Source organism: Streptomyces botrytidirepellens, from assembly GCF_003721215.1.
In the GTDB taxonomy this organism is placed as follows: Bacteria; Actinomycetota; Actinomycetes; order Streptomycetales; family Streptomycetaceae; genus Streptomyces; species Streptomyces himastatinicus.
Genome location: NZ_RIBZ01000014.1, coordinates 1 through 16,950 on the forward strand (window position 1 = coordinate 1; position 16,950 = coordinate 16,950).

Sequence of the window (16,950 nt, forward strand, 5' to 3'; positions counted from 1 at the left end):
CCCGGCGGCACCGGCTCGGGCCGCCGCCGTCTCGTCGCCGCTCATCGGGCCGGTTCCTGCCCGGGCTCCTCCGCCGCACCGGCGCTCTCCGCCGCGCGGCCCGCCCGGCGCAGCACCAGGGCCTGCCGTACGTAGTCGAGGCCGGTGAGGACGGTCAGGGCGACGGCCACGGCCATCACCCAGAACCGCAGCGTGGCCAGCGGCCCGGTGAGCACGAGGATGTACATCCCCACGGCCACGCCCTGGGCGAGGGTCTTCATCTTCCCGCCGCGGCTGGCCGGGATGACTCCGATCCGGATCACCCAGAACCGCATCAGGGTGATCCCCAGCTCACGGAAGATGATCACGCCCGTCACCCACCACGGCAGATCGCCGAGGGCCGACAGACAGATCAGCGCCGCCCCCATGATCGCCTTGTCCGCGATGGGGTCCGCGATCTTGCCGAAGTCGGTGACCAGGTTGTACCGGCGGGCCAGATGCCCGTCGAACAGATCGGTGATCATGGCGATGGCGAAGGCGGCCCAGGCATAGGCGCGCCAGGCCGGGTCGTAGCCGCCGTTGTGGAGCATCAACAAAACGAACCCGGGCACCAGGACCAAGCGCGCCATGGTGAGGATGTTGGCGATGTTCCACAATCCGGCGGGCCGGGCGGCCGCAGCGGCCCGGTGGTGGCTCCCCGCGGCGGAGGCCGGGACGCCTGTCATCTGTCCGCCTCCTCCGTACATGCGCCGCCATCCGCCTGCTCCAGCGGTTCCAGCGGCTCCGCGACGAGGTCCACTCCCTCCGCCGCGATCACCTTCGCTTCGACCATACGTCCCGCGGCGGGCCGCGCCGAGGTGCGGAGCACGGTCTGCCCGTCGGTCTCCGGCGCCTGGTGGGCGGCCCGGCCCAGCACGGCACCGGTGTCGTCGATCTCGTCCACCAGCACCGTGACGGTCTCGCCGAGCCGCTCGTCCGCCCGCTGGGCGGTCAGCTCCTCCGCCAGCCGCGAGATGTGCTCCAGCCGGTCGGCGACCTCGTCCGGGTCGACCTTGTCCTCGTAGCCCGCGGCCTCGGTGCCGTCCTCATCCGAGTACCCGAAGACGCCGATCGCGTCGAGCCGCGCCTCGCTGATGAAACGCTCCAGCTCGGCCAGGTCGTCCTCGGTCTCGCCCGGGAATCCGACGATGAAGTTCGAGCGGGCGCCTGCCTGCGGCGCCTTGCCTCTGATCGTTTCCAGCAGTTCGAGAAAGCGGTCGGTGTCGCCGAAGCGGCGCATCCGGCGCAGCACCCCGGGCGCGGAGTGCTGGAAGGACAGGTCGAAGTACGGGGCGACCTTCTCGGTGGAGGTCAGCACGTCGATCAGCCCGGGCCGCATCTCGGCGGGCTGGAGGTAGCTGACCCGGATCCGCTCGATCCCGTCCACCGCGGCCAGCTCGGGCAGCAGCGTCTCCAGCAGCCGGATGTCGCCCAGGTCCTTGCCGTAGGAGGTGTTGTTCTCGGAGACCAGCATGATCTCCTTCACGCCCTGCTCGGCCAGCCACCGGGTCTCGCCCAGCACATCGGAGGGACGGCGGGAGATGAACGAGCCGCGGAAGGACGGAATGGCACAGAAGGAACACCGCCGGTCGCACCCGGAGGCGAGCTTCACGGAGGCGACGGGGCTGTTCCCGAGTCTGCGGCGCAGCGGTGCGCGCGGCCCGGAGGCCGGGGCGACACCGGCGGGCAGGTCCTCGGGCGGGGTGTCCTGGGCGTGGCCGGGCAGCGCCACGGAGGAGGTGTCCTGGCGCTCGGCGGGGCTGATCGGCAGCAGCTTGCGCCGGTCGCGCGGGGTGTGGGAGGCGTGGATGCCGCCGGAGAGGATGGTCTGGAGCCGGCCGGAGATGTCGGCGTAGTCGTCGAAGCCGAGCACACCGTCGGCCTCGGGCAGCGCCTCGGCGAGGTCCTTGCCGTACCGCTCGGCCATGCAGCCGACGGCCACGACCGCCTGGGTGCGGCCGTGGTCCTTCAGATCGTTCGCCTCCAGCAGGGCGTCGACCGAGTCCTTCTTGGCGGCCTCGACGAAGCCGCAGGTGTTGACGACGGCGACGTCGGCGTCGGCGGCTTGCTCGACGAGCTCCCAACCGTCGTCCGCCAAGCGGCCTGCGAGCTCCTCCGAGTCCACCTCGTTACGGGCGCAGCCAAGAGTGACAAGGGCGACAGTGCGGCGTTCGGGCATGGGCTCAGACTACTTTGTCGCAGCCCCGCCCTCCGCTGCCAGGTCTCCCACCCCGCCCGCCGGGCTGGTCAGCCCGCTTCGGGATCGCCCTTGGTGTAGCTCAGACGCTGAACGGTGCCGCTGTCGCTCAGGTTCTTGACTTCCTTGCCGTTCACGAAGAGCTTGATCGCCCCGGCGTTGCCCAGCACCAGGTCGATGCGCTTACTGTCGCTGAAGGTCTTGGACTGCCCCTTCCGCAGCACGCCCTCTTCCATCAGCCGCCCGTTGTGGTCCTGAGCGGAGATCCAGCTCTGTCCGTCCTCCGCGGTCAGCTTGACGGTGACCTTGTCCGCGGGAACGCCCGCGATGGCGCTCTCGGACGGCTCGGGCTTCCGCTCGCCGGACTTGCTGGGACTGGCGCTGGGGCTGCTGGAGGTGGACGCGGTCGGCTTGGCCGAGCCGGTCTCCTCGGCGACCGAGGAGCCGTCGTTCTTGTCGCCGCCACTGAAAAGCGTGAAGCCGACGAATCCGACGACGGCGACGATCGCGGCGACCATCGCGGCCGTCCAGTTCGGGCGGCGGGGTTCGGGACGGATGCGCTCGGCATCGAACAGCGGCGCCGCCGGGGTCGGCTCGGGCCGGCCGCCGTGCTCGGCGTCGAATTGGTTGATCAAGGTCTCAGGGTCGAGCCGGACGGCGCGCGCGAGCACACGAATGTGCCCCCGGGCGTACACATCCCCGCCGCAGCGGGAGAAGTCGTCCTGCTCGATCCCCTGCACTATGGGCACGCGCACCCGGGTGACGGAACTGACCTCGTCGACGGTCAGCCCCGCGGCGATGCGGGCCTGCTGGAGGGCGCGACCGACGGAAGGCCGGTCTTCTTCGGGGGAGTTGCCGTCTTCGAGATCGTTGCCGATGGACACGGGGGCGCCTTTCGAGCGTGTAGCCACCTGCTGGAGGTTCAGTCTAGGGGTGGGACGAAAGGGTCGGGCAAGCGGGAGGACGGAGTTTGTCCGCCATCGGGATTGACCTGTAACCAAGATCCTGGGACGTCACTCCGCCACCTCCCTCAACTTGACGTCTCGGCAGGGGAAACGGTTGCCCGCCATACCCTTACGAGTGAGCCTTACCGCGGATCACCGCGATCACGCCATCCAATTCATCCGGCTTGACGAGCACATCGCGCGCCTTGGAGCCCTCGCTCGGCCCGACCACCCCGCGCGACTCCATGAGATCCATCAGCCGGCCCGCCTTGGCGAAACCCACCCGCAGCTTGCGCTGGAGCATCGACGTCGACCCGAATTGCGTGGAAACCACCAGCTCAGCGGCCTGACACAGCAGATCGAGATCATCGCCGATCTCCTCGTCGATCTCCTTCTTCTTCGACGTCCCGACCGTGACGTCGTCCCGGAAGACCGGCGCCATCTGCTCCTTGCAGTGCGCGACGATCGCCTGCACCTCGGCCTCGGTCACGAACGCGCCCTGCATCCGGACCGGCTTGTTCGCGCCCATCGGCAGGAACAGCCCGTCGCCCTTGCCGATCAGCTTCTCGGCGCCGGGCTGGTCCAGGATGACCCGGCTGTCGGCCAGCGAGGAGGTGGCGAAGGCGAGCCGCGAGGGCACGTTCGCCTTGATCAGACCGGTGACGACGTCCACGGACGGCCGCTGGGTGGCCAGCACCAGGTGGATGCCCGCCGCCCGGGCCAGCTGCGTGATCCGCACGATCGAGTCCTCGACGTCCCGCGGCGCGACCATCATCAGGTCCGCCAGCTCGTCGACGATCACCAGTAGATACGGATACGGCTTGAGCTCCCGCTCGCTGCCCTCGGGCTGCTTCACCTTTCCGGCGCGCACCGCCTCGTTGAAGTCGTCGATGTGGCGGAAGCCGAACGCGGCGAGGTCGTCGTACCGGAGATCCATTTCGCGGACGACCCATTGCAGGGCCTCGGCCGCGCGCTTGGGGTTGGTGATGATCGGTGTGATCAGATGCGGAATGCCCTCGTACGCGGTCAGCTCCACGCGCTTGGGGTCGACCAGCACCATGCGCACGTCGTCCGGGGTGGCGCGCACCATGATCGAAGTGATCAGGCAGTTGATGCACGATGACTTTCCGGAACCGGTCGCGCCCGCCACCAGCACGTGCGGCATCGTGGCCAGGTTGTGCGCCACGTAGCCGCCCTCGACATCCTTGCCGAGCCCGACGACCATCGGATGCGTCTCGCCCACCGAGTCGGCCGAGCGCAGCACGTCCCCGAGGTTGACCATCTCGCGGTCGCTGTTGGGGATTTCGATGCCGACCGCCGACTTGCCGGGGATCGGGCTGATGATCCGCACATCGGGGCTGGCGACGGCGTACGCGATGTTCTTGGTCAGCGCCGTGATCCGCTCGACCTTGACGGCCGGGCCCAGCTCCACCTCGTAACGGGTGACCGTCGGACCGCGGGTGAAGCCGGTGACCGCGGCGTCCACCTTGAACTCCGAGAACACCTTCGACAGCGACTCCACCACCGCGTCGTTGGCGGCACTGCGGGTCTTGCCGGGGCCGCCGCGCTCCAGGAGGTCGAACGAGGGCAGCGCGTAGGTGATGTCGCCGGAGAGCTGGAGCTGCTCGGCACGCGGCGGCAGCGGTTCGCCCGGGTCGGCGTACGCCCGGGTGCGGTCGGGGACCTCCGCCCGCTCCGATGCGGCCGCATCGTCCCCCCGACCCTTCTTGCCCTTGTCCGGCGTCGCTTTGCCCGGCGCGGCCCGGCCGGAGTCGCCGGAGTCCCGCGTGACCGACCCGCTGCCGGTGCCGGACTCGCCGTCGTGCTCGCCCGAGATGCCGCTGCTGAGCCCGGCGACGAGCGGTGAGGGCTGGACGCCGTGCAGCACCGCGCCGTCCAGCGAGGCGGCCGCGGCGGCCGCCACGTCCACGGCGTCCATGGGGCGGTCCAGCGGCGGCTGGACGGACGACTGCCGGCGCGACCGGCGGCGCTTGCGCAGCGCCTCCTCCTCGGCCTGCTCGGGGTCGCTCGCGCCGTCCGCGGACTCTTTCTCCAGCGAGGTCCTGCGAGGCCGCCTGGCGGGCTTCTCGCGCCATTCGTCGGCGTACTCCCCGGCGGCGTCGTCCTCGTGGCCGTACGCCCCCTCCTCGTCCCGCACCAGGCCGAGCCGGACACCGAGCGCCCGCAGCCGCTGCGGAATCGCGGCGACCGGTGTCGCGGTGACGACCAGCAGCCCGAAGACGGTGAGCAGCACCAGCAGCGGTACGGCCAGCACATCGCCCATGGCGTAGATCAACGGCCGGGAGACGGCCCAGCCGATCAGCCCGCCCGCGTCCTGGATCGCCGCGTCGCCCTGGCCGCGCCCTGGGGCACCGCAGGCGATGTGGACCTGCCCGAGGACGCCGATCACCAGCGCGGACAGGCCGATCACGATCCGCCCGTTGGCCTCGGGGCGTTCGGGGTGGAGGAACAGCCGCCCGGCGATGGCGCCCAGGAGTATCGGCACCACCAGGTCCAGGCGGCCGAAGGCGCCGGTGACGAGCATCTCGACCAGATCGCCGACCGGACCCTGGAGGCTGGACCAGGTCCCGGCCGCGACGATCAGGGCCAGCGCGAGCAACAGCAGTGCGCTGCCGTCCTTGCGATGGGCCGGGTCGAGCCCCTTCGCGCCGCGCCCTATGGAACGGAACATCGCCGCGACGGCACGCGCGAGGCCCATCCAGACGGCGCGCGCGGCGCGGTACACACCGCTGGTCGCGTAGGGCGCGGGCGGCGGAGGGGCTGCCTTGGCGGCCGCCTTCTTCTTCGGGGCCGCCTTCTTCGCGGGCGCGGCTGCCTTCTTGGCGGGCGCCTTCTTGGCCGCCGCCTTCTTCGCGGGCGCCTTCTTCACAGCGCCTCCGGACTGCCCGGCGCGCTTCTTCGAGGTGCCCGCCGTGCTCTGGGAACCCTTGCCGGACGTACGAGAGGCCATGGGGGCGAGATTACCCGCGTCCGCCGTACGGAGCACGTATGGCATGGGTATCCGGCGCCACTGAGGTCACACCCGTGTCGATCCGGGCGCGACACCGGCCGGACGGTGAAGGGAGGGTGACAGGACGTCAACGGCCGGGTGACCACGCGGTGGTGCGGCGCCAGGGACGCCCCCTAGTTCTGCGAGGGGACCTGACCGGCTCCGCTGCCCGCGCCGGGCTCCAGCGCGTCCAGGGCGCGGCGCAGACCGGTGAGCTTGCGCTCCAGATGGGCCGCGGTGGCCACGGCCGCCGCGTCCGCCGACTCGTCCAGCTGCTTGGACAGTGCCTCGGCCTGCTCCTCCACGGCGGCGAGCCGCGCGGACAGCTCGGCCAGCAGCCCGGCCGACTCCTTGTCACCGGCGGCCGGCTGGCCGCCCTCCAACTGGAGCCGCAGCAGGGAGGCCTGCTCCCGCAGCTGGCAGTTCTTCATGTACAGATCGACGAAGACCGAGACCTTCGCTCTGAGCACCCAGGGGTCGAAGGGTTTGGAGATGTAGTCGACCGCGCCCGCCGCATACCCCCGGAAGGTGTGGTGCGGGCCGTGGTTGATCGCGGTGAGGAAGATGATCGGGATGTCCCGGGTCCGCTCCCGGCGCTTGATGTGCGCCGCGGTCTCGAACCCGTCCATGCCCGGCATCTGGACGTCCAGCAGGATCACCGCGAAGTCGTCCGTCAGCAGCGCCTTGAGCGCTTCCTCCCCTGACGATGCCCGCACCAGGGTCTGATCGAGCGCGGAGAGAATGGCCTCCAGCGCCAGCAGATTCTCCGGCCGGTCATCGACCAGGAGGATCTTGGCCTTCTGCACCATGCCCCGTCCTCCTCGTCCCGGCTTGGGGTCTCCCCAGCTCGAAGCGCTGGGGGAAGCACCGGGCGCCGCCCCAGGGGACGACTCCCTTGCGTCGCCCGTCCTTGTGCCGGTCATGGTAGCCGCACCCCGCTGTTCGCCACACCCTGTCACCGCGATGTCACTGTGCACGTAGCAGAAACGCGGTGGGAGACCAGAAGGTTCCCCGATTCCCGCGTTCCCACACGTGTTCGGCGACAGTCAGTCAACACCACGATGGCGTCCGGTGTCCCATCGGACACTCCCCTGCCTTTCACCTGGTCACTCATCCGACATCCACTGCTCCATCACCGTAAGGAGATGATCGGTGTCGACGGGCTTGGTGACATAGTCCGACGCGCCCGCCTCGATGCTCTTCTCCCGGTCGCCCTTCATCGCCTTCGCGGTGAGCGCGATGATGGGCAGCCCGGCGAACTGCGGCATCCTGCGGATCGCCGCCGTCGTGGCGTAACCGTCCATCTCCGGCATCATGATGTCCATCAGGACGAGCACCACATCGTCGTGCTGCTCCAGGACTTCGATGCCCTCCCGCCCGTTCTCGGCGTAGAGCACCTGGAGCCCGTGCTGTTCCAGCACGCTGGTGAGCGCGAAGACGTTGCGGATGTCGTCGTCGACGATGAGCACCTTCTCACCGTGGAAGCCGCCCGTCGGCTCCGGGGCCACCAGATCCTGGCCGCCCAGCATCCACGGCTCGGAGGCCTGCGGCTGCCGGCTGCCGGACCGGCCGCCGTTCCGGCGGGCCTCCTCCGGGGCGGCCGTCTGCGGCTCGGAAGCCTGTGACGGCTCCTGCTCGGTCCGCTGACGCCGCCGGAAGAGCCCGGCGGCCCCGCGGGTCCGCTGCGCCGTGGCGTCGGCGGTGACGTCGTGCTCGGGCTCCCGCTCCGCCGCGGCCCCGGACTCGTCGTCCTCCGCGCCCTCGGCCGGGTCGTACGGCTCCAGCGCCGGCGGGCCCGCGCTGCCCGGTGTGAGCTGCGGGTAGCCCTGCGGGGGCAGCTCGCTGGGGTACAGCGGCAGGTACAGCGTGAAGGTCGAGCCGCGGCCCGGCTCACTGGCCGCGTGGATCTCACCGCCGAGCAGCCGGGCGATCTCCCGGCTGATGGACAGGCCGAGGCCGGTGCCGCCGTACTTCCTGCTGGTGGTCCCGTCGGCCTGCTTGAACGCCTCGAAGATCACTCGCATCTTGCTCGCGGCGATGCCGATACCGGTGTCGGTGACCGAGAAGGCGATCATGTCGGCCTCCGGGTCCCGCAACGCGCCGTGTTCCAGCAGCTGTTCCCGGATGGCGTTCGGCACGTCCACCCCGGCCGGCCGGATGACCAGCTCCACGGCGCCGCCGTCGGTGAACTTCACCGCGTTGGACAGCAGGTTGCGGAGCACCTGGAGCAGCCGCTGCTCATCGGTGTGCAGCGTCGCCGGAAGCTCCGGCGAGACCCGGACGGAGAAGTCGAGGCCCTTCTCTGCGGTCAGCGGCCGGAACGTGGCCTCCACGTAGTCGACGAGCTGGACCAGGGCGATCCGCGTCGGGCTGACGTCCATCTTGCCCGCCTCGACCTTCGACAGGTCGAGGATGTCGTTGATCAGCTGGAGCAGGTCCGAACCGGCGCCGTGGATCGTCTCGGCGAACTCCACCTGCTTGGGCGAGAGATTGCCCTCGGCGTTGTCCGCGAGCAGCTTGGCGAGGATCAGCAGCGAGTTGAGCGGCGTGCGCAGCTCGTGCGACATGTTCGCCAGGAACTCGCTCTTGTAGCGCATCGAGACCGCGAGCTGCTCGGCGCGCTCCTCCAGGACCTGCCGCGCCTCCTCGATCTCGGTGTTCTTGACCTCGATGTCGCGGTTCTGCCGGGCCAGCCGGTCGGACTTCTCCTCCAGCTCCGCGTTGGACGCCTGGAGCGCCTTCTGCCGGTTCTCCAGCTCCGCCGACCGCTCCCGCAGCTGCTCGGTCAGCTCCTGGGACTGCTTGAGCAGCACCTCGGTCTTGGTGTTGACGCTGATGGTGTTGACGCTGGTGCCGATCATCTCGGCGATCTGGTTGAGGAAGTCCTTCTGGATCTGCGCGAAGGGCTGGAACGAGGCCAGCTCGATCACGCCGAGCAGCTGCCCCTCGAAGAGCACCGGCAGCACGATCACATGGGCCGGGGCCGCCTCGCCGAGCCCCGAGGCGATCTTGAGGTAGCCCGGCGGCACGTTCTCCACCAGGATCGGGCGCTTCTCCTCGGCGACCGTGCCGATCAGCGTCTCGCCCGGCCGGAACGACGTGGGCATCGAGCCGATGGAGTAGCCGTAGGAGCCGATCAGGCGCAGCTCGTAGCCCTCCTCGGCGGTGCTGTCCGCGACCACCTCGGTGCCGTCACCGGCGGGGACCGCCAGGAAGAACGCGCCGTGCTGGGCGGAGACCACCGGGGTCAGCTCGCTCATGATCAGCCGGGCGACGTCCTCCAGGTCGCGCCGTCCCTGCATCAGACCGGAGATCCGGGCGAGGTTGCCCTTCAGCCAGTCCTGCTCCTTGTTGGCGAGCGTGGTCTCGCGCAGGTTCGCGATCATGGTGTTGATGTGGTCCTGGAGGACCTGGATCTCACCGGAGGCATCCACGTCGATCTTGAGGTTGAGGTCGCCGCGGGTCACCGCGGTCGCCACCTCGGCGATGGCGCGCACCTGACGGGTCAGGTTCCCGGCCATCTCGTTCACCGACTCGGTGAGGTCCTTCCAGGTGCCGGCCACGTCCCGCACCCGCGCCTGGCCGCCCAACTGCCCCTCGGTGCCCACCTCACGGGCCACCCGGGTCACCTGGTCGGCGAAGGACGACAGCTGGTCCACCATCGTGTTGATCGTGGTCTTGAGTTCGAGGATCTCGCCCCGCGCCTCGATGTCGATCTTCTTGGTCAGGTCACCCTGGGCGATCGCCGTGGTGACCATCGCGATGTTGCGCACCTGTCCGGTCAGGTTGGACGCCATCGAGTTCACGGACTCGGTGAGGTCCTTCCACGTCCCCGACACGCCCGGCACCCGCGCCTGACCGCCGAGGATGCCGTCCGTGCCCACCTCGCGCGCCACGCGGGTGACCTCGTCCGCGAACGAGGACAGCGTCGTCACCATCGTGTTGACGGTGTCGGCCAGCGCCGCGACCTCGCCGCGCGCCTCGACCGTCACCTTCTTGGTCAGGTCGCCGTTGGCGACCGCGGCCGAGACCTGCGAGATGTTGCGCACCTGGATGGTCAGGTTATTGGCCATCAGGTTCACGTTGTTGCTGAGGTCCTTCCAGATGCCGGTCACGCCCGGCACCCGCGCCTGACCGCCCAACTGCCCTTCCGTACCCACCTCACGGGCCACCCGGGTGACCTGCTCGGCGAACGACGACAGCTGGTCCACCATGGTGTTCACGGTGGTGACGAGCTCCAGGATCTCGCCCTTGGCATCGACCGTGATCTTCTTCGACAGGTCGCCCTTGGCGACCGCCGTCGTCACCTCGGCGATCGAACGCACCTGGGACGTCAGGTTGTTGGCCATGCCGTTGACGGACTGGGTCAGGTCCTTCCAGGTGCCGGAGACCCCCTGCACCTCGGCCTGACCGCCCAACTGGCCCTCGGTGCCCACCTCGCGGGCGACCCGGGTGACCTCCTCCGCGAAGGACGACAGCTGGTCGACCATCGTGTTCAGGGTGTTCTTCAGCTCCAGGATCTCGCCCCGGGCGTCGACGTCGATCTTCTGCGAGAGGTCACCGCGCGCGACCGCCGTGGCGACCTGCGCGATGTTACGGACCTGGGCGGTCAGGTTGCCCGCCATGCCGTTCACCGAGTCGGTCAGATCGCGCCAGACGCCCGCGACCCCGGGCACCTGCGCCTGACCGCCCAGCCGGCCGTCCGTACCCACCTCGCGGGCGACCCGGGTCACCTGCTCGGCGAAGTCGGACAGCTGGTCGACCATCGTGTTGATGGTGTTCTTCAGCTCCAGGATCTCGCCGCGCGCGTCCACCTCGATCTTCTGCGACAGGTCGCCCCGGGCGACCGCCGTGGTCACCTGGGCGATACCGCGCACCTGCGAGGTCAGGTTCCCCGCCATCGAGTTGACGGAGTCGGTCAGGTCCTTCCAGGTGCCGCTGACGCCGTCCACCCGGGCCTGGCCGCCCAGCCGGCCCTCGGTGCCCACGTCCCGCGCCATGCGGGTGACCTGGTCGGCGAACGAGGAGAGCTGATCCACCATGGTGTTCACGGTGTTCTTCAGCTTGAGCATCTCACCGGAGACATCGACGGTGACCTTCTGCGACAGATCGCCGTTCGCCACCGCGGTCGTCACCTGCGCGATGTTGCGCACCTGTCCGGTGAGGTTGCGGAAGGCGGTGTTCACCGAATCCGTCAGGTCCTTCCACGTACCCGCCGCACCCGGCACCTGCGCCTGACCGCCCAGCTCACCCTCGACACCGATCTCCCGGGCCACCCGGGTCACCTCGGCACCGAAGGACTGGAGCTGGTCCACCATCGTGTTGACGGTGTTCTTCAGCTCCAGCATCTCGCCGGCCACGTCCACGGTGACCTTCTGCGNCAGCTCACCCTCGACACCGATCTCCCGGGCCACCCGGGTCACCTCGGCACCGAAGGACTGGAGCTGGTCCACCATCGTGTTGACGGTGTTCTTCAGCTCCAGCATCTCGCCGGCCACGTCCACGGTGACCTTCTGCGACAGATCACCGTTCGCCACCGCGGTCGTCACCTGCGCGATGTCCCGCACCTGGGCCGTCAGGTTGCGGAAGGCGGTGTTCACCGAATCCGTCAGGTCCTTCCACGTACCCGCCGCACCCGGCACCTGCGCCTGACCGCCGAGCAGCCCCTCGGCGCCGACCTCGCTGGCCACCCGCGTGACCTCGTCGGCGAAGGTGCGCAGCGTCTCCGTCATCGTGTTGATCGTGTCGGCGAGCTGCGCGACCTCGCCGCGTGCGCTCACCGTCACCTTCTGCGACAGATCACCGTTGGCGACCGCCGTCGTGACCTGGGCGATCCCGCGCACCTGGGCGGTGAGGTTCCCGGCCATGAGGTTGACGGAGTCCGTCAGGTCCTTCCAGACGCCCGCGACGCCCGGCACCTTCGCCTGGCCGCCCAGCTCACCCTCGGTGCCCACCTCACGGGCCACCCGGGTCACCTCGGCGGCGAACGAGGAGAGCTGGTCCACCATCGTGTTGACGGTTTCCTTCAGCTCGAGCATCTCCCCGGACACATGAACCGTGACCTTCCGGGACAGATCACCCTTGGCCACCGCCGTCGTCACCAGGGCGATGTCCCGCACCTGGGCGGTGAGCCGGGACGCCATCGTGTTGACGGACTCCGTGAGGTCCTTCCACGAACCGGACATGCCGCGCACCCGGGCCTGACCGCCCAGCTTGCCCTCGGTGCCGACCTCACTGGCGACTCTCGTCACCTCGTCGGTGAACGCCGAGAGCTGATCGACCAGCCCGTTGACGGTGCGCCCCACCTTGAGGAACTCACCGCGCAGCGGATGCGCCGACCCGTCGGCACCCTGTGCCCGCAGGTCCATGCGCTGCTCCAGGTCGCCCTCGGCGACCGCGGACAGCACCCGGCCCACCTCGGACACCGGCCGCACAAGATCGTCCACCAAGGCGTTGGACGCGTCAATAGCCGCCGCCCACTGCCCCTCACAGGCGCCGGTCTCCAGCCGTTCCGTGAGCTTTCCCTCACGGCCGACCACCCGCCGCACCCGGGTCAGCTCGCCTGTGAGCTGGAGATTCCGCTCCGCGACCTCGTTGAAGACCGCGGCGATCTCGGACATGACGCCCTCGCCCGAGACTGTCAGCCGCTTGCGGAAGTTGCCGTCCCGCATCGCCGTCATCGCGGTCAGTAGCCGGTTCAGGGCCGCCGTATCCACTTCGGTCGTCCCATTGCTCCGGGACCGTCCGCCTTTCGCGCGCGTATTCGTGCCCCGCGCCGCTGCGCCAGACTCCACCGTGTCCCTCCCGCAGGGTTGACCGTCCTCGTCGGGTTCTTCTTCCAGCTTGCCCAGTGTTTCACCATGGCCCAACCAGGCCATAACAGTTCGGCAGCATCGCATACCGGCGCCAGCCCCCTCCGGGTGGAATCACGGCGGACCGGCATTCGCGGGGGCGGTTGAGGTAAGTAACCTGGCATCCGGCCAGGCATCGGAGGGGCGCTGCGACATGGGTGAGCAGTTCGCCGAGACACATATGAGGAGACCTGTGATCACCGCGCGGGCAGCCGCCACCTTCGAGCCGGTGGGACGCTCGGTCGCCGCCGCCCGCACCTTTGTCCGGGACACCCTCCAGGGCTGGGGCCTCACCGACATCGTGGACGACGCGGTCGTCCTCACCAGCGAACTCGTCACCAACGCGGTGGTGCACGCGGGCACCACCGCCGATGTCGTGTGCATCCGCGCGGACACCGGAGTCCGCGTCGAGGTCGCCGACCGCTACCCCGAACGGGAAGTTCCGCTCCAGAGCAATGGCGGCCACCACTTCGGCAGCCCTGATCGCGAGGGTGGCCGCGGTCTGCTACTGTGCGCCGCACTCGCCGCACGCTGGGGTGTCGAGTACACGGCCACCCACAAGCAGGTCTGGTTCCAGCTCGACTTCCCCGAGCGGCCGGCCGGCACGCGGGCCGCCGGGCCCGCGCTGCCCTCCAGCGCCCTGCCGATCGCCGACTCCCGGGTCCGGGTCGCGGTGGTCCAGGTCGACAGCGACGGCCTCATCAGCGCCTGGAACGACGACGCTCAGGAAATGTTCGGCTACAGCCCGGAACAGATCGTCGGCAAGCCCCTCACCGACCTCGCCGCCTGGCCGCACACCCCCGGCACCAGCACCGGCGTCGCCGAGGCGCTCCGGCTCTCCCGCTGGGAGGGCTCGTACGGCATCCGCGGCGCCGACGGCCGTGTCGCCCCCGTCTACGCCTCCCACCTGCGCATCCGCGATGCCGACGGCGCCGCCTCCACCGTCTGCCTGCTGGTCCGCGACCGCGAGCGCGCCGTGTTGCAGAGCCCGATGCGCGGCGCGGCGGCCGACACCTCCGACTCCTCCGAGCGCGGCCCGGCCAGCGACGCCTTCGAGGTCTTCATCGGCTCGCCCGCCCCCGACGACCTCGACGGACTCCTCCAGCGCACCGTCGAACGCGCTCGTGACATGCTCGACGGGGACGCCGCCTATCTGCTGCTCGCCACCGACGACGAGACCGAGCTGGAGGTGCGCGCCTCCACCGGGCTGCCGTCGGCCCGGCAGCGCTTCGCCCGCGTCCCCGTCGAAGCGGGCACCGGGCGCTACGGGTCGGCCCGGATGCCCGCCGTCCACGAGGACCTGTCCGCCGTGCCCGGCGCCGTCCCCCTGCTCATCAACACCGGTATGCGCTCGGTCGTCACCGTCCCCCTCAAGGTCGAGGGCCGGCTCACCGGCTCGCTCGGCGTCGCCGCCGAGGCCCCCAGCCGGTACAGCAACGAGGAGGCACTGCGGCTCCAGTTCGCCGCCGACCGCATCGCACTCGCCGTCGAACGCGCCCGCCTCACCGAGCTGGAGAAGCTGCGCCGCGGCTCACTCTCCTTCCTGGTCGAGGCGTCCGATCTCCTCGCGGGCACCCTGGACCGCGACCAGACACTGGCTCTCATGGCACAGATGACGGTGCCCACCCTGGCCAGCTGGTGCGCCGTCTATACGGTCGCCGACCAGGCCTCCGACCCCGAGCTGTCGTACGTCCTGCATGAGGACGAGGACCGCATCGACGGGCTCAAGGCCCTGCTCACCAAGATCGACCCGCCGGAGCAGGTTCCCACCGGCGGTGCCCGCGGCTGGACCGGCCCCTACGAGGCGGCTCACGCGGCCGCGCTGCGCACCTCGCTGCGCAGCCTGAGCCTCGGCGACTCCGCCCGGCCCTCCTCGGGCCCGGGCGCCTCGCTCGCGACCGCGTCCGCCGTCGGCGGCGAGACGGTCGTCCTGCCGCTGGTGGCCCGTAACCGCGTCATCGGCATGCTCACCCTGGGCAAGCCCACCGACGAGCACTTCCGCCAGGAGAACCTGGAGCTGGCCGAGGACCTCTCCCGCCGGGCCGCACTCGCCCTCGACAACGCGCGGCTCTACTCGGAGCGCACCGCCATCAGCCAGTCCCTCCAGCGCAGCCTGCTGCCGCCCGAGCAGCCGGAGGTCCCCGGAGTCGAGGTCGAGGTCATCTACCGCGCCGCCGGTGAGGGCAACGAGGTCGGCGGTGACTTCTACGACCTCTTCCCGATCCGCGACGGCGCGTACGGCTTCGCCATCGGCGACGTCTGCGGCACCGGGCCGGAGGCCGCCGCGGTCACCGGCCTCGCCCGGCACGCGCTGCGGCTGCTCGCCCGCGAGGGCTTCGGCGGCCCGGCGGTCCTGGAGCGGCTCAACGCGGCGATCCTCGACGAGGGTGCCCGCAGCCGCTTCCTCACCCTCCTCTACGGGGAGCTGTGGCCGCAGCAGAACGGCGGGGCGGTGCTCAAGGTCGTCTGCGCCGGTCACCCGCTGCCGCTCCGGCTGCGCCAGGACGGCTCCGTGGAGGCGGCGGCCGAACCGCAGCCCCTGCTCGGCGTCATGGACGACCTGGAGCTGTACGAGCAGACGGTGACGCTCGACCCCGGCGACGTCCTGCTGTGCGTCACCGACGGGGTGACCGAGCGCCGCGAGGGCACCAGGATGCTCGGCGACGACGGTCTGGTCGACGTCCTCACCACCTGCACCGGACTCACCGCGGGAGCGGTGGCCGCACGGGTGCTGCGCGCTGTCGAGCGGTTCGCGGCCGAACCGCCGTCCGACGACATGGCGATCCTCGCGATGCGCGTCCCCGAGCCGCAGGACGCCTGACCGCCGGGGCCGGGGCACCATCGGTGCCCCGGTATCCTCGGCGCGGTTGAACATGACGAAGGCCCCCGCCGGTTGGCGGGGGCCTTTCGCAGGAGAGCCCCAATACGGAATCGAACCGTAGACCTTCTCCTTACCATGGAGACGCTCTGCCGACTGAGCTATTGGGGCGCGGCAACGGGATAGATCATACCCGAATTCGAGAGCGCTCTCGACCACCCGCCCCGTCAACCGCTCAGGCCGCTGACTGCAACAGGCCTCCCAACGCGTTGCAGGCCGAGACGACGCGCTGCAACTCCCGCCGGGACATGGCGGGATCGACGGGGAGAGCGAGGCATTCGTCGGCCGCGCGTTCCGTCTCCGCGAGCCACAGATCGCGCCGGAAGCGCGCTGTGCGATGCGCCGGGGTCTGAATCGGTACGTGGCACACGACGCCGCGAGACCGCAGCGTACGGGCGAATGCGTCCCGGTCCGGGCGTCCGTTGCCCGGCACCCTCACGACGTACTGCTGATACGTGTGTTCCATGCCGGGCTTGGACGCGGGGGTGACGACCCCGCGCAGCTTTCCGTTCAGATAGGCCGCGTTGGCCTGTCGGCGCAGGATCTCGCCGACCGGCTCGCACACGGCGCCGTGTCCGATCACGAGCACTCCGTGCCGCTGTCCCAGCTCGGTGAGGCGGGCCATGTCGGCCGGGTGTCCGAAGGTGTGTATGGCCACGATGGCCGCGGTGCGGGGCGTCAGCGCCTCGGCCACCGCGTCCGGATCTATGCAGAAAGTGTGAGCGTCGATGTCCACGAACACCGGCCGCGCGCCGGCGAGGAGCACCGCTTCCGCCGCTTCGGGTGTGCCGTAGGACGGCACGATCACCTCGTCGCCCGGCCGTACGCCCGACCGGGTCAACTCACGCCACAGCTCATCCGTTGGAGTCCCCATGAACGGCATGTTGCCCACGCAACATGAACACCGAGTGGCTCGCAACACAACAAAAAGAGAGGCCTGTCGGGAACCGAAGTTCCGACAGGCCTCTCTCCAATATTTGTTCGGCGGCGTCCTACTCTCCCACAGGGTCCCCCCTGCAGTACCATCGGCGCTGAAAGGCTTAGCTTCCGGG

At 70.0% G+C, this 16,950-nt stretch carries 7 protein-coding genes, 1 tRNA gene, 1 rRNA gene and 2 pseudogenes; 1 reads left to right on the plus strand and 10 read right to left on the minus strand.

Annotated elements, in window-relative coordinates:
* Window positions 1-41: 41 nt before the first annotated feature.
* The 7 genes and pseudogenes from pgsA to EEJ42_RS54385 form a co-directional block, all read right to left on the minus strand.
* Window positions 42-704: a CDP-diacylglycerol--glycerol-3-phosphate 3-phosphatidyltransferase gene (gene pgsA / locus EEJ42_RS00465; RefSeq protein ID WP_123098054.1), complete on the minus strand. Its 663-nt coding sequence runs from the start codon at window positions 702-704 to the stop codon at window positions 42-44.
* Window positions 701-2,197 carry a 30S ribosomal protein S12 methylthiotransferase RimO gene (gene rimO / locus EEJ42_RS00470; protein WP_123098055.1) on the minus strand — a complete coding sequence of 499 codons (1,497 nt, stop codon included), beginning with the start codon at window positions 2,195-2,197 and terminating at the stop codon, window positions 701-703. Before rimO ends, pgsA begins: the two co-directional genes overlap by 4 nt.
* A 68-nt stretch (window positions 2,198-2,265) precedes the next feature.
* Window positions 2,266-3,099 (minus strand): helix-turn-helix domain-containing protein, encoded by an 834-nt coding sequence (locus EEJ42_RS00475; protein WP_246095931.1) that lies wholly within the window; start codon window positions 3,097-3,099, stop codon window positions 2,266-2,268.
* A 190-nt stretch (window positions 3,100-3,289) separates the two neighbouring features.
* Window positions 3,290-6,130, minus strand: coding sequence for a DNA translocase FtsK (locus EEJ42_RS00480; RefSeq protein ID WP_123098057.1), 2,841 nt, complete (start codon window positions 6,128-6,130; stop codon window positions 3,290-3,292).
* Window positions 6,131-6,303: 173 nt separating this feature from the next.
* Window positions 6,304-6,978 (minus strand): response regulator, encoded by a 675-nt coding sequence (locus tag EEJ42_RS00485; RefSeq protein WP_009714629.1) that lies wholly within the window; start codon window positions 6,976-6,978, stop codon window positions 6,304-6,306.
* 297 nt (window positions 6,979-7,275) lie between these two features.
* Window positions 7,276-11,547 (minus strand): annotated as a pseudogene (locus EEJ42_RS00490) (HAMP domain-containing protein); the annotation flags it as partial.
* Between the two features lie 96 nt (window positions 11,548-11,643).
* A pseudogene (locus EEJ42_RS54385) lies at window positions 11,644-12,963 on the minus strand (HAMP domain-containing protein); the annotation flags it as partial.
* 250 nt (window positions 12,964-13,213) lie between these two features.
* On the opposite strand from EEJ42_RS54385, the gene EEJ42_RS00500 reads away from it, so the two are divergent.
* Complete coding sequence (locus EEJ42_RS00500) at window positions 13,214-15,841, plus strand: SpoIIE family protein phosphatase (RefSeq protein ID WP_123098058.1); 2,628 nt, start codon at window positions 13,214-13,216, stop codon at window positions 15,839-15,841.
* 95 nt (window positions 15,842-15,936) lie between these two features.
* On the opposite strand, the gene EEJ42_RS00505 is transcribed toward EEJ42_RS00500, so the two are convergent.
* The 3 genes from EEJ42_RS00505 to rrf form a co-directional block, all read right to left on the minus strand.
* Window positions 15,937-16,009, minus strand: a tRNA-Thr gene (locus EEJ42_RS00505).
* A gap of 64 nt (window positions 16,010-16,073) precedes the next feature.
* A complete protein-coding gene (locus tag EEJ42_RS00510) occupies window positions 16,074-16,772 on the minus strand; it encodes a DegT/DnrJ/EryC1/StrS family aminotransferase (protein WP_184502866.1) in 699 nt (232 codons plus the stop codon).
* A 105-nt stretch (window positions 16,773-16,877) separates the two neighbouring features.
* Window positions 16,878-16,950 (minus strand): 5S ribosomal RNA (rrf, locus tag EEJ42_RS54390); the annotation flags it as partial.

What these genes read in the sequence shown, in the direction of transcription:
- pgsA (WP_123098054.1), bottom strand. Translation starts at nt 704, where the DNA reads ATGACAGGCGTCCCGGCCTCCGCCGCGGGGAGCCACCACCGGGCCGCT.
- rimO (WP_123098055.1), bottom strand. Translation starts at nt 2,197, where the DNA reads ATGCCCGAACGCCGCACTGTCGCCCTTGTCACTCTTGGCTGCGCCCGT.
- EEJ42_RS00480 (WP_123098057.1), bottom strand. Translation starts at nt 6,130, where the DNA reads ATGGCCTCTCGTACGTCCGGCAAGGGTTCCCAGAGCACGGCGGGCACC.
- EEJ42_RS00485 (WP_009714629.1), bottom strand. Translation starts at nt 6,978, where the DNA reads ATGGTGCAGAAGGCCAAGATCCTCCTGGTCGATGACCGGCCGGAGAAT.
- EEJ42_RS00510 (WP_184502866.1), bottom strand. Translation starts at nt 16,772, where the DNA reads ATGGGGACTCCAACGGATGAGCTGTGGCGTGAGTTGACCCGGTCGGGC.